Genomic DNA, 13,655 nt, shown 5'->3' with positions numbered 1-13,655 from the left:
CCAATGAGCTACCAAAACGAAATCAAGATACGATACCAACATTTCCTCAACTTCGCCCCAACTATCTCAGAGTTCCTGAAAAAGACTCACGAAAGAGAAGATCTTCAAATCTCCTTTAAAGGAAATATAGAATCGGACTTAGTTACTATCGCAGATAAAGGTTCAGAAGAACTGATTGTCTCTGAAATAAGAAAAGCATTCCCTAACGATCATATCTTAGGGGAAGAAGGAAGTAACTACGAGGGGAATTCACAGTTCAAATGGATCATAGATCCTTTAGATGGAACTGTAAATTATTCACATCGTATTCCTCTATATTGCTGTTGTATCGGATTAGAAGACTTAGAAAAAAAATCTGCAGTAATGGGAATCGTTCCTATGCCGGCACTCGGACATGTATATCATGCTATGTTAGGAGAAGGTGCATTCAAAGATAAAACTCCCATTAAAGTCACTCAAACCAAAGAGATTAAAAAAGCACTCCTATGTACTGGCTTTCCTTATGACAGAGAAGAGAAGATAGAGCAACTCATGTTCAATCTGAAAAAATTTATCTTAAGATCCAGAGGTGTGAGAAGAACAGGATCCGCAGGTTTAGATATCTGCTGGGTGGCAGAAGGTAAGTTTGACGCTTTCTGGGAAGAAGATCTGAAACCTTGGGATATGACTGCAGCGGCCGCAATCCTTCAAGAAGCAGGTGGGAAGTTAAGTACTTATGCGAATAATACGTTTCATCCATATGTGACTAGCTTAATTGCGTCTAACGGAGTATTGCATGAGAAAATGGTAGAGATCTTGCAGGAGTATTTAGATATATGAGCTGGGTTTTATTAGTACTAGCAGGACTTTTCGAAGTGGGATTTACTACTTGTATGAAATTATCCGATGGCTTTAAGGACTGGAGATACGGTCTTGGATTTTTTGTATTTGCGTCCTTAAGCTTTTACTTTTTGAACAAAGCTACTCAGAATATTTCACTAGGCACTGCTTATGCTGTATGGACTGGGATTGGAGCTGCGGGGACTGCGATCATTGGAATACTTTCCTTCGGAGATTCTATAAATACTTGGAGGATCTTCTTCCTTTCTACCTTGATATTATCTGTGATTGGATTAAAATTTTTAGGTGGAGATTAAATCTATTCTGAGTATCTTCTTCTGATACATCTCTCTACAATATGGGCGATCTTTTTTTCCACTATATCCGGATTGAAGTTCGCCTGAACGTATCTCTTACCATTCAGTCCCATTTCTTCTCTTTCTCTACTATGATTTACTAAATATTCTGCGACAGCACAAAAGCTATCTAGATCCGAATAATATAAACCACCATTACTTCTGAGACAATGTCCTCTTAGAACATCTGATCTTCCGTTGACTAAAACTGCTTTTTTACGGATCCAAGCTTCCATAATAATAATAGAAAAACTCTCCATAGGAGAAGGGTTAATGAGTATATCAGAAGAGCGGATGATCTCGTCCTTGGCTTCTTCGCTTACGAAACCTAAGGGAGATACATGAGAAAATTTTGATATTCTTTGTAAAAGTTTGGAATCCCCTCGTCCTGCCAGAAGTAGTTTATCGTTTCTTCCGGTTCTTTTTTGCCATTCGGAAAAGTATTGGGCCATTTCTAGCACACCTTTTCCTTCGTCTATTCTTCCCACATACAAGAATTGAAATGAGTCCTGGGGATTTTTTCTTTCTGAAGTTTTTCTCTCCGTTTCTTCTGGAATGGTTAAATGCATTCCGATTACATTCTCAAGACTTGGTTCGTATCCGTACAATTTATGAAAGAGTTCTCTTTCTTCCGGAGTATTAAAACAATAAGCGGAATCATCTTTGAAAAGATTGGAATATACGGATAATTTCGCAGGAGGTTCGTCATGCAATGTTGGAATTACGACAGACTTCTTTGCGACCAAAGGAAGTCCATAAACCATAGGATAATATAGATAAGAAACAAAAACGAATACATCATAATCTCTTTCGTTTGTTTCAATATACTGGATTAGATCAGGACAATATGGACCTTGCATATCTACCCAGATCCTTTCCTTTTCTTCTTGGGATCCGAACTTACTTTTTCCTGATTCAGAATTTCTAAATAGTTTGTCTGAAAATTTATTAAACTTGGAAATATTCCTTTCTTTATCTACAGAGAATCTTAAAACTCGGATCCTATTTCCTGGTTCTGGTTCGATCCATTCTCTACTGACCTTCTTCTCTAAATCTTTTCCGAGAAGTACAGGCTCTAGGTCTTTTATTGGGATTTGATTTTTCCAAGTGATATAATCCAAGGAACGACTCGCAAGAACTGTCACCTCATAAAACTTAGATAATATTAGAGTATATTGATAGATAAGTTTTTCGGAACCACCTGAAATATGATCCGAAAAAATAGGAGTGACAACCGCTAATCTTCTACGTGAGTCTAGCAAGGACTGGCCTCAATACTGTTTCTGCGTTGATCTGAGAGAAGGAGGATAAACGTCTTTGTTGGGTCTCAAGGATTAAGTCTTTCCAACTTCGATCTGTTACCATTTTGTGGGCAAGTTCCACGATCATATCCATTCTCTTTTCTTTGAATAATATCCCGGCCCCAGAGAGAGTTTCTCCTACAGCGCCGCCGTCGAATGCAAGGATCGGAATATTATGCACCATGGCTTCTAATAACGGAACACAAAATCCTTCGTGCTCACTCATCGATAAGAAAAGATCACAGTTCAAATACATGGATTTTAATTCTTCATCGGATAAAAAATCAGTGATGATTACGTTCTTTCTCAATTTATAAAAATCGAGCATACGTTCCAATTCTTCTCTGTATAGATATAACTCTTTGGAACTGAATCCAACCATAAAAAGTTGGAACTCAGGACCGTAAGCCTTGAGATAATGGAATGCGAATCGGATCAAGTCATCCTGTTTTTTGTTCGGAGCAATCCTTCCTACAAATAAGAAACGCGGAATATTTGGTCTATTTTTAGGGAAATTCTCCTTAAGAGTTTGTCTTCCTTGCGGAAGTTGATATGTGATCGGAAGAACATCCACATCCTCGAAGCCTAGATCTACAAGTTCCGATTTATTGTATTCTGAAACTGCAAATACCTTATCAAACTTGTTTCGTAATGACTCCAATTCTTCTCTTCCTTTTCGGAGAAGGTAAGTAAGTTTCAGATCATATTTTTCGAAAAAATGGCCAGGCGTTACATTATGGTATATTAGAATTTTTGAATTCTTTGGTTTTATGACCGTTTCCAGAACATCCGAATGGATAGAATGATGATAAACCAATATATCTTTACTATTGGAAGAATATGCCTTATGCTTTTTTACGAAAGCATCCGTTCCGGGGCCGGTATTCTCTGCGTAGATTTCGGAAGAATATCCTATCTTTTTGAAAACAGATTTTAAGGAGTTCATTTCATTTGAAATTGCATCCCCTAAATTAAAACCAGCTGCGAATTGATGAACTCCTCTTCTTCTGAAGATCATGAGGCCGCCGCTTCTTTAAATGTGAATATCTGTTTTAAAACTCTTCCATAAGGCATGGAATCGTAATCCATACAAACTTCTCTTCTTTTGGAAGAAGCATGTGGGCCATCTACAGGATGCGGGGAAGATTGGGATTCTAATATAAAGTGGATCCACTCCGCTAATTTTTCTAAACTGCTTAGATCTTTTTTTCGGAAAAGATATCCTGCGTCTTTTAATGTTTCAGGAATAGCAGTGCAAGCATATGCAAAAACTGGAATATCATAACTTAATGCTTCTACAAGAGGGATCCCAAAACCTTCGTGTTCACTCATGCTGATATAAGCGTCCATCTCTTCCCAAAATCTAGGCAACTCGGAATCTTGGACCCCCATTCTGAATTGAACGTTTCCTCCGAGGCCTAACTCTCTGGCCATCTGCTTTAAGTTGGTAAAATAATCTTCGAAAATACCGGGAACATTTCCGATCAATAAGATCCTATATTTAGGTTCTATTCTTTTTAGAAAGTAAGAGAGAAATAGAATGTCCTCTATCTTTTTACTTGGGACTAATCTCCCTACATAACCAAGAGTAAAGCCGTTCTTACGGTTCCGTTTTTCTCCCTTCCAGCCATATTTTCTAACGATAGGAAGAACACTTGAATTAACTATATTTAGATCTTCTAGATTGGATGCACTATATCTGGAGCTAGGAATGAATCGCTCGACAAACCTTTTTAATTTATGCAATTCTAATATGGACTTTTTATAATCCAGTTCGAAACTTCTGAATATATCCTGAGAAACGAAAGGTTTGAAAAATTTAGGAGGAGTTATATTTTGATAACGAACAAATTTTCTGCCAGGAAGAGAAAGAAAAGAATCTATAGGATAACCCGAACCACCGTATTCCAAAATATGCACGGAACTTGAAGACAGATTATTCTCATTACGGAGTTCTTCTGTTTGTAAAGTTTTGATGGAGCCATCGCTCAGATCATTTTGGCAAACGATCTCTGTATTAATGCCGGAAGAATTTAAAACTTCTCTTAAACCCTTGATATCGTTTCCGATCCCGTCCTTATCTCTAAATTCGGAAATATGGAGATAGGCATTCATTTTCTAAAACTAAACACCGAGAAACCGTCTCCGGCCTTGGTATCCACTATATTCTTAAAACCTAATTTTTGTAAGAACTCTCTGAATGCTGACTCGCTGATCTGAGTCAAAAGGATTGGTTGAAAAGGAGAGACCATTCTATTCGAATAATTCGAATATCTAAAAATGAATTCAGTCCCACTGGAAGTTTTAGAAGCCAAGGATTTGAAAAGTTTTTCTAAAACCCAATTTGGCAAAAGGCATAGATTTGTATTAGAAATAATTTTAGAAGGAAGAGGTGACTCAGGTAAAACTTCTTCAAAGGATAGAAGGGACACTGAATTTGTAATATTTTCTTTGATATAAGAATATTGAGATTTATTCCAAGTGACTGCTTTAAATTCTATCTGAGCCTTTAAGAGTTGTTTTAGGAATTTTCCCCACTCAGGATTGATCGCAAGAACTGAATCTCCAGGATTCAATCTAGAAAGAATAAGAGTTTCACTTTCTTCTAGAGTTTCTTCTTCGTATAAAAACTCATTGGACCAAACGAATTCAGGACTGATCTCTTTTTTAAGAGTATAATTTAACTCTACAAACTCATTATAGAATTTTTCAAACTTACGTTTTAATTTTTCATGATCTCCTCTTAAAAGGATCAATTCATTTAAAACGCTGTAGAATGCACGAGTTCTGTTTTCAGAAAGTTTTTTATCTAGGAATGCATATAGCTCAATCAGTTTGATAAACAACCAACGGATCGGACCACGGATGTACTTAAATTTTGGATTTGTGAACTTAGGAGGAGAGATCCCTTTTTCGAATAAATGAGCTGTTTCTGCAGCGTCGAATTCTCTGTATCCTTCAGGGGATTGAGGAGAAAACTTCCAACGAGAAAGACGTTCCAATTCTTCCTTGGAAACTGGTCTTCTGGCAAGCCTGGATTCTATTTCTTCCATGAGCTCGCGGACATTGACCGAGCTGTCCTTGATTTCTATAATGTCTGAAGATCTTTCTTCCATGGGGCCCGGACTTTTATTCGATTGTTTTTTTCTTATTCGACAAAACAATCGTATTTTTACTTCGATTTATCATAACAAACATGAAATACTTGGTCACAGGAGCGGAAGGTTTTGTAGGATCTTATCTGATTCCAGAACTTACAAAAGAATCCGGGTCCGAACTCCTGGGCTTAGGGATGAATACCAAAAACACAGAGTTTTCCTTTCCCTATAAGGTTTGTGATATCAGAGATATTCAATCACTCCAACAAATATTCGAGTCCTATTCACCCGATGTATTATTCCATTTAGCGGGACAAACATTCGTCCCAAGATCTATTGAAAATCCAGAAGAAACATTACTTATAAATGTTGCTGGTACATTGAATATTTTAGAATGTTTTAAACGTTCTGGCAAAAAAGTAAAACTAGTATATGTGTCTTCTTCAGAAGTATATGGAAATATAAAAGAAGAACAACTTCCTGTTTCTGAAAATCTTCTTCCAAGTCCTGTGAATCCTTATGCTTCTTCTAAACTTGCGGCAGAAACATATTGTCTCCAATATTCTCGTTCTTATCAAAATATAGAAACTGTGATCGCAAGACCTTTCAATCATATCGGCGTAGGGCAGAATCCAAATTTTGTAGTTCCAAATTTCTGCAAACAGGTATTGGATAATATTTCCAAAAACGTTTCTTCTGAAATTTTAGTGGGAGATCTAACTCCTACTCGTGACTTCTTACATGTAACTGATGTAGTAAAAGCTTATGTTCTTTTAGCGAGCAAGGGAGTAAGCGGAGAAGTTTATAATATTTGTTCTGGAGCTGAGACCGCGATTTCTCAGGTCTTGCAATGGATCTTAGAATTTGCAGATTCTAAATTAGTTTCTAAACAAGATCCTACCAGATTGAGACCGGCAGAGATGAAAAGGTCTTTGGGAAATAATTCTAAATTAAAATCTTTAGGATGGTCCCCGGCTACTTCTGTAAAAGAGGCAGTTCGAGAAATTTTTGAACATATTCGAAAAACAGAATATTCTTCTTAAATTACAGAACCCTTCCAGGTTTTGACACCGCTTCCTTCTATAGGAAATGGTTTGCCTAAATATTTAGGTGCAGTGTTTGTAAGGTTCATATCTATCCAGGCCAAGGTCCTTGCAAAAAATTCTCTGAACCTACTTGTAGGTCCGCTGATATAGATCCTTCTATCCGATTCATAAGATTGAAGATCCAATCCTATCTTTTTAGAAATGAATGCCGCCCTTGGTTGATGAAATCTTTGGCTTACAAAGATTGCATCCTTAACTTGGAAAATCTCTTTTGCTCTTACTAAAGTGTCTAATGTCCTAAAGCCCGCATGATCTACGAACACATCCTTTTCATCTACTGCTCTTTCTAAAACATAAAGAAGCATAGGTTTCACTTCGTTGTAATAGCTAGTTCCATTATCACCGGAGAGAAGAATTTTACGGACCTTCCCCTGTTTATAAAGTTCTATCGCACAATCCAAACGGTCTTGCAAAACAGGAGAAGGAATTCCTTTGTAAACGGAAGCACCCGGAACGATTGCAACTGTTGCGGGTTTGAGAGAACGATAATTTCCTGCATGAGGACTTCTGTTTTCGTAATCCCATTCGATGGAGAGATCTATGGAAGCTGGGATCCCAATGCAGATTGCAGCGGCGAGTAAGAGTGCAAGTCTCATCCTTCCCCTGAAATAGATTCCGGGCGCTTTTTTGATTTCCTGGTTTTTTAGTCCAAAGTCCATATTACTTTAAGGGGAGAATACGCGAAAGAAGCGGTTCTGGAAAAGGAATTTTCCCCAAAATCCGGATTTTGACCCAAATTATGTTCTCTTTAAAGAAGACCGGATTTCTTTTTTTCTCGGACCAAAAATTTCGATCGATATTTGGAAACGTGGCGGCTACCTTGGGGTCTTAGGATACACTAGGTTATGAACCGAGTAAGACTCATGAATCTCCTGAATTCATTCGTCAGAGTTGCTCTGGCCGGTGTGTTCCTCACGCCGGCGTATCTTTTCTCGGAAGATACCAAAACCAGTTTTCATACTGCCCGACCTATTCGCACCATCTCCTTCTACCGTAATGAAAGAGCTGCCGGAGTAGTTTTCGGTGACCTAGATTCATTTAAAAATCGTTATATTCTTACAGACACACAACTCGAACGTATCGCTGAGCTGAACCGGAGATATAAAAACGAGCATGAAAGATGGCTTCGTAGATTATCTCCGAAACAAGTCGAACTCGAACTGGTTCTCATGGATGAAAATCCTGATCTAGTCAAAGTTCGGCTTCTCGTTAACGCGATTGCAAAGTATACATCCGAAATCCGGATGAATCAAATCGCGCATCGGCTCGCGATCGAAAGGGTTTTATCCTCAGAGCAAAAAAAGAGGGGAAAGGAAAGGGAATTAGTTACCCTACCCGAGGAGCATAGGGAAGCTCCAGGGTTCCCCTTGAATCTGTTTGTTCCCGAGAGAATAATTTTGCCTGTGCCGGGCATCCTGAGATAAGGAAACTAAAATGGACCAAAGAGAATTTGCCGGATTGATAGACAGTACGAAACATATCGTGCTTTCCGCGATTAAAAAGAATTTATACGAAGAGTTTTACGATACCATCGACGATGTTGTCCAAGAAACTTATATCCGTGCTTATAAAAGTTTAGCTGCCAACAAGTTCAGGGGAGATTCTTCTCATAGTACTTGGTTGTATACAATTGCAAGAAACGAATCCTTGAGAATGAACCAAAAGCGTATGCGTCAGGCAAACCTTGCGATGAAGCTAAAGGAAAAAGCTACTCAAGATTCTATTCTAAACCCAAGAGAAGAATATAACGACTCTGGAATGGATATTGAACTACAAGATTTGATCTCCAATCTTCCTTGGAAATATAAGTCTGTGCTCGCATTAGTTTCCGAAGGATATAAAGAGCAACAAATTGCGGAGAAGTTGGGAATTCCAGAAGGAACAGTTAAGTCCCGATCTTTCAGAGGCAAACAAATGCTTAAGAAACTTTTTTTTCAAGAGACCTAGAGATAACTGGAAATGGAAGATAGAAACAGAGAAAAGTTAGACCAAGAGATTTTCCGTCGTTTAGAAAGTTACGAATGGAGCGATAATATCTCTGCAAAGATAATGAGAAGGCGTAAGATCGCTAGCTTTAAGCGATTTTTCATCTTCTCATTTAGCGGACTCGTTATTGTGGGCCTTGGTTTATCTTCTTTTTATTTTCAGCCTGAGGGAGAATCCGAATCTGGAGACTGGCAGGTCTTGATAGAAGAGCAGATCGAAGGAACTTTCGAGGAAGCAGAGACTAGTATGCAAACTCCTGATTTGAATCAGGAGGATACTAGTTCTTCTACTGTACCTTCTTCTTCCTTAATGGATATGGATGCGTTGATCGAAACTTCATTCGAACGCAGATAGGTTTTTAAAAATAAATACAAACTCGGCTTGCTAATATAGCGGTTGTTACATAGAATTGCGGCAAGGATTGGTTGGGTGAAACTAATCCAAATGTCCTTCTTGGACTAGGAGTACACTCTTGTTTTCCTTGCATGAACCGACTTCAGGTCGCACCAAAAAGAATAAACCGAATCTTCCTCCTGGAGTTTTCGGCATCCGGGCACTTCCTTACGTTTCCAAATTGGCAAAAGATCCGATCGGATTTTTCCAATTGATGCAGTCCAAATTCGGAAATTCAGCACGATTTGGTTTGAGACAGGTTGTATTTCATTTAATTACTCAGCCAGAAGATATCAAAAGAGTCCTTCAAGAGAATAACCAGAACTATCATAAAGGAGTTTTTTACAAAGAACTCGGAAGAATTTTAGGCAAAGGTTTATTGAATAGCGAAGGAGAATTTTGGAAGAAGCAAAGAAGACTTATCCAACCTTCTTTTCATAAACAAAGGATCTCTGAGTTCGTAGAGATCATGGCTCAGGAAACCGAAAAAACTTCTGAAAATTGGAAGAAGATCTCCAGCTTAGATATTTCTAAAGAGATGATGCGACTAACGTTTGCAATCGTAGGCAGAACTTTATTCAGAACAGAAGTAGAAAGTTACGCTGCAAGAATTGAACATTCTTTAAAGATTGCGTTAGAGCTGGTTACTAAAAGGATCACTCGTATTTTCCCATTTCCATTCAGTTGGCCTACACCTGAAAACTTAAAACTCAAACGTGCCTTGAAAGATATGCATTCTGTAGTTGATGAGTTAATTGCAGAACGTAAAAAAAATCCTTCAAATGATTTGATCTCTATGCTTCTGGAAGTTAGGGACGAAGAAACTGGCGAGACTATGAGTGAAAGTCAAGTTAGAGATGAGGCGATCACACTTCTTCTTGCAGGACATGAGACAACGGCAAATGCATTGTCTTGGGGATTTTATCTTTTATCTAAACATCCTGAGATCTGTGAAAAAGTTAGAGAAGAAGCAAATAGAGTTTTGGGAGATAAGACTCCTACTTTGGAAGATGTTCAAAAATTGACATACACTCGCAAAGTATTGGATGAGGTTTTGAGATTATATCCTCCTGCTTGGGTGATTGAAAGGACTGCAATGGGTCCCGATCATATTGGCGGTTATGATGTGGAGACTGGAACTAATATCTCCATCTGTATTTTTAATATTCATCGAAATCCAGATTTTTGGGAAAATCCTGACAAATTTGATCCGGACCGTTTTGATGAAGAAAGATCTGCAGATAGACCTAAATATGCATATCTTCCATTTGGAGGAGGACCAAGGATCTGTATCGGTAATATTTTTGCATTAACGGAAGCTACATTGATACTTGCAATGTTGGTCAAAAACTACAAATTCCAAACGGATCCTAATCATCCAGTCGTTATGGAACCTTTAGTCACATTAAGACCGAAGTACGGAATTCTATTTAACATAGTTTCCACTTGACCCTATCTTTCCCGGCCGGAATCCTTCTACCAGAGGGATTTCGACCATGGAAAAGATGATAAAAAAACGCATCGACCAGGTAAAAGAAAAAGGCCACCAAAGGCTGACGGTTCTTTTAATCCCTCATGGATTCGATAAGTCCTTCCACTTCCAAATTTCTATCTTCACCATCTTCTTCTTAGTAGGATTATTGTTTGCGATCGTTGGTATCGCAGTATTAGGAATTGTTCGTTATAATAATACCAGGATACAGATCAACGCACTCGCTTCTGTTTACGGAAAATACTTCGATGAGTATATCGAATACAGCGAAAAGTTAGGAGATATCCGAGATGATTTCGCAAGTCTGAACGAAAATTTACAAGAAGTTCATTCTTTAATTGATGGCGAGTCGGATGAATTACTCAAACTTCCTGATGAGTCAGACTCAGAAGATTTAGCAGCTACCGAATTAAAGATAGAAGAAGCAGTAGATAAAGATCTAATGCTCGGAAGATCTTATCTTTCTGAAATTTACGGATATCGCGCAGTAAGAGTTTCTATGGAGAAGAATAAGGCTCTTGTTGATTCTGTATTTAACTTCTTGGATTCCAGATATGGCATCATGAATTCTCTCCCATTCGGAGAACCATTATTATCTTATAATTTAACTTCTTATTATGGAATGAGAAGGTCTCCTACTTTCGGATACATGGAATTCCATGACGGAGTGGACTTAGCGAACGTTCCTGGAACGGATATCGCAGCCACCGGAGACGGAAGAGTTTACAGAGCAATTTACTCTAACAGAGGATATGGAAATCATATAGTGATCGCTCATGCAAACGGATACTATAGTTTGTATGGTCACTGCACCTCCTTAAAAGTGAGAGAAGGTGAGTATGTCCATAAAGGGCAGAGGATTGCTACTGTGGGAGCCACAGGAAACGTAACGGGTCCTCACCTTCATTATGAAGTATGGATCGGAGAATCAAACCGTACTGATCCTATGGATTATATGAAAGTAGGTTTCGGCCAATATTAATTTTATATAATCGACTATGCCTAAAAAAGTCCCGGCTAAAAAGACCTCCTCTAAAAAAGCGGAGCCAATCGAAGTATCTAAAAAAGTTTCTATAGATCTGCCAAAGGATTCCAAGCAGGCCGCAAAAGAAATGCGCTCTTTAGAAGAGCAGATCCGTCATCATCAATATTTATACTACGTTAAAAACACTCCCAAGATTTCTGATTATGATTTTGATCAGTTATTCAAAAGACTCCAAGCTTTCGAAGAAGCGTTCCCAAAATTAGCGGATCCCGCAAGCCCTACTTTAAGTGTTGGTTCCGATCTAGACAAAGACTTTGAGAAGTTCACTCATAAACTTCCTGTTCTTTCTTTAGAAAACACATACAACGAAGAAGAGTTAATGGAGTGGATCCAAAAAACAGGGTTGGACGAGTTGTATTCCCTGGAATGGAAGATAGACGGCGCTTCTTTAATGTTATATTATGAAAATGGAATTCTTGCCAACGGAGTGACTCGTGGTACAGGAGGAATTGGAGATGATGTTACAGAAAATATCCGAACCATTCGATCTATTCCACTCAGATTATCCGAGACTGTTTCCATTTATTTAAGGGGAGAAGTTTATATGACCTTCTCCGACTTTGAAGAATTTAACGAGGCTTCCGAAGGAAGATATGCAAATCCTCGAAACTTATCCTCTGGTTCTTTGAAGCAGAAAAATTCTTCGGATGTTGCAAAACGACCTCTTAGAATATTTACTTACGATGCATTCTTTCCAGGATCTAAAGCAAAATTCAAGACTCACCAAGAAGTAATGAAGAAGGCAGAAGATCTGAAATTTCCTCTTCCACCTGATACTAAATTACTAAAAGGTTCTGAGATCCCCGCGGCGATCAAAGAGTTTAAGAAGAAAAAAGAGAATATTGGATTTCCTACAGACGGGCTTGTGATCAAACTAAATGATCTTTCTAAAAGAGAAGCCTTAGGTTATACATCTCATTCTCCTCGCTGGGCTCGTGCTTATAAATTCGACGCTTTAATGAAAGAAAGTAAGATTGTAGGTATCGATTACGCTGTAGGAAGAACAGGAAAGATCACTCCAAGAGCTCAAATCGAACCTATTAGCTTAGCTGGAACTACAGTTACATTTGCAACATTACACAACCAAGATTATATTGATGAATTGGGAGTAGGGATTGGTGCCATCGTACGAATTTCCAAAAGAGGGGAGATCATCCCTGCTGTTGAGGAAGTAGTCACTCCAGGAAAAGAAGTTTTTAAAATTCCACTTCGTTGTCCTTGCTGCGGTACTAAGACCGAAAAGAAACAAGACTCTGTAGATTATTTTTGCCCGAACCCTGAATGTCCTGATCGAGTAAAGAATGGGATCGTATTCTATTGTTCTCGCAAACAAATGGATATAGAAGGTCTCGGAGAGAAGCAGGTAGAATTTTTATACGATCAAAAGTATATCAAAGATATCGCAGATCTTTATTCTCTAAATGTGCATAAAGAAAAGTTAATGGAAGAAGAAGGATACGGAGAAAAGAGCGTATCTATCATTTTAAAAGGAATTGAAGAATCCAAGAAAAAGGATTTTAGATTTGTACTTTCTTCTTTAGGCTTGAGAGAAATTGGTCCTAAGGTTGCAGAACTTCTGACAGAAAATGGGTATGATACGATTGATTCTATCATCTCAGCTGCTAAAAATCCTAAAAAACTGGAAAATGTTTTGGAAATTCCAGGTATAGGGCCTTCTACGATAGAAGCTATCCAAGAGAATTTTACTGATAAAAGAATTCTTTCTCTTATTGATCGTTTAAAAAAAGCCGGACTTAAAATGAAGGCAGATCCGATCGAAAAATCGGATAAACAACCTTTTGCAGGACAGAGCTGGTGTGTATCAGGTTCCTTTGAAAATTTCCAACCTAGAGATAAGGCAATGGACCTCGTCGTTTATTATGGCGGCAAAAAGGTAGGATCCATCTCTTCTAAAACAACTCACCTTCTGGCGGGACCAGGTGCCGGTTCTAAATTAGACAAGGCACAAGAATTAGGAGTGCAGGTTGTATCTGAGGATGAGTTTTTAAAACTTCTAAAACAAAACGGCATTAAGATCTAAAGCCAACTTATAAAATTA

At 38.3% G+C, this 13,655-nt stretch carries 14 protein-coding genes; 9 read left to right on the top strand and 5 right to left on the bottom strand.

The features are described from left to right. Nucleotides 1-3 precede the first annotated feature (3 nt). Nucleotides 4-819, top strand: a complete 816-nt coding sequence (locus CH362_RS00970; protein WP_100708496.1) for an inositol monophosphatase family protein — start codon at nucleotides 4-6, stop codon at nucleotides 817-819. Continuing rightward, complete coding sequence (locus CH362_RS00965) at nucleotides 816-1,136, top strand: DMT family transporter (RefSeq protein ID WP_100708495.1); 321 nt, start codon at nucleotides 816-818, stop codon at nucleotides 1,134-1,136. Before CH362_RS00970 ends, CH362_RS00965 begins: the two co-directional genes overlap by 4 nt. Before the next feature lie 2 nt (nucleotides 1,137-1,138). On the opposite strand, the gene CH362_RS00960 is transcribed toward CH362_RS00965, so the two are convergent. Genes CH362_RS00960 through CH362_RS00945 form a run of 4 tightly spaced genes read right to left on the bottom strand, consistent with a single transcriptional unit; the run spans nucleotide 1,139 to nucleotide 5,592 of the window. Continuing rightward, entirely contained in the window at nucleotides 1,139-2,437 is a 1,299-nt protein-coding gene (locus CH362_RS00960; RefSeq protein ID WP_100708494.1) for a glycosyltransferase family 4 protein, read from the bottom strand. Next, the gene (locus CH362_RS00955) at nucleotides 2,421-3,494 is read right to left on the bottom strand and encodes a glycosyltransferase family 4 protein (protein WP_100708493.1); all 1,074 of its coding nucleotides are present in this window, start codon (nucleotides 3,492-3,494) and stop codon (nucleotides 2,421-2,423) included. Before CH362_RS00955 ends, CH362_RS00960 begins: the two co-directional genes overlap by 17 nt. Further along, nucleotides 3,491-4,591, bottom strand: coding sequence for a glycosyltransferase (locus tag CH362_RS00950; RefSeq protein ID WP_100708492.1), 1,101 nt, complete (start codon nucleotides 4,589-4,591; stop codon nucleotides 3,491-3,493). Before CH362_RS00950 ends, CH362_RS00955 begins: the two co-directional genes overlap by 4 nt. Then, on the bottom strand, nucleotides 4,588-5,592 hold the full coding sequence (locus CH362_RS00945) for an LIC_10202 family protein (protein WP_100708491.1): 1,005 nt from the start codon (nucleotides 5,590-5,592) through the stop codon (nucleotides 4,588-4,590). Before CH362_RS00945 ends, CH362_RS00950 begins: the two co-directional genes overlap by 4 nt. Nucleotides 5,593-5,672: 80 nt before the next feature. On the opposite strand from CH362_RS00945, the gene CH362_RS00940 reads away from it, so the two are divergent. Further along, a complete protein-coding gene (locus CH362_RS00940) occupies nucleotides 5,673-6,617 on the top strand; it encodes a GDP-mannose 4,6-dehydratase (protein ID WP_100708490.1) in 945 nt (314 codons plus the stop codon). Here the strand turns inward: CH362_RS00940 and CH362_RS00935 are convergent. Then, nucleotides 6,614-7,276, bottom strand: coding sequence for a SanA/YdcF family protein (locus CH362_RS00935; protein ID WP_244280447.1), 663 nt, complete (start codon nucleotides 7,274-7,276; stop codon nucleotides 6,614-6,616). The genes CH362_RS00940 and CH362_RS00935 overlap by 4 nt on opposite strands. Before the next feature lie 249 nt (nucleotides 7,277-7,525). Between CH362_RS00935 and CH362_RS00930 the strand changes: the two genes are divergently transcribed. The 6 genes from CH362_RS00930 (at nucleotide 7,526) to ligA (ending at nucleotide 13,637) form a co-directional block, all read left to right on the top strand. After that, nucleotides 7,526-8,104: a Spy/CpxP family protein refolding chaperone gene (locus tag CH362_RS00930; RefSeq protein ID WP_100708488.1), complete on the top strand. Its 579-nt coding sequence runs from the start codon at nucleotides 7,526-7,528 to the stop codon at nucleotides 8,102-8,104. A gap of 10 nt (nucleotides 8,105-8,114) precedes the next feature. Beyond that, nucleotides 8,115-8,627: an RNA polymerase sigma factor gene (locus tag CH362_RS00925; protein ID WP_086447433.1), complete on the top strand. Its 513-nt coding sequence runs from the start codon at nucleotides 8,115-8,117 to the stop codon at nucleotides 8,625-8,627. 12 nt (nucleotides 8,628-8,639) lie between these two features. Beyond that, complete coding sequence (locus CH362_RS00920; protein WP_100708487.1) at nucleotides 8,640-9,020, top strand: hypothetical protein; 381 nt, start codon at nucleotides 8,640-8,642, stop codon at nucleotides 9,018-9,020. 118 nt (nucleotides 9,021-9,138) lie between these two features. Further along, complete coding sequence (locus CH362_RS00915) at nucleotides 9,139-10,509, top strand: cytochrome P450 (RefSeq protein WP_100708486.1); 1,371 nt, start codon at nucleotides 9,139-9,141, stop codon at nucleotides 10,507-10,509. Between the two features lie 46 nt (nucleotides 10,510-10,555). Continuing rightward, on the top strand, nucleotides 10,556-11,533 hold the full coding sequence (locus tag CH362_RS00910; RefSeq protein WP_100708485.1) for a M23 family metallopeptidase: 978 nt from the start codon (nucleotides 10,556-10,558) through the stop codon (nucleotides 11,531-11,533). A 130-nt stretch (nucleotides 11,534-11,663) separates the two neighbouring features. Continuing rightward, nucleotides 11,664-13,637 carry an NAD-dependent DNA ligase LigA gene (gene ligA / locus CH362_RS00905; RefSeq protein WP_244280473.1) on the top strand — a complete coding sequence of 658 codons (1,974 nt, stop codon included), beginning with the start codon at nucleotides 11,664-11,666 and terminating at the stop codon, nucleotides 13,635-13,637. Nucleotides 13,638-13,655: the final 18 nt, after the last annotated feature.

Origin of the sequence: Leptospira saintgironsiae (genome assembly GCF_002811765.1) — a bacterium.
GTDB classification, from domain to species: domain Bacteria; phylum Spirochaetota; class Leptospiria; order Leptospirales; family Leptospiraceae; genus Leptospira_B; species Leptospira_B saintgironsiae.
This window is presented reverse-complemented; position numbering and strand designations above follow the sequence as displayed.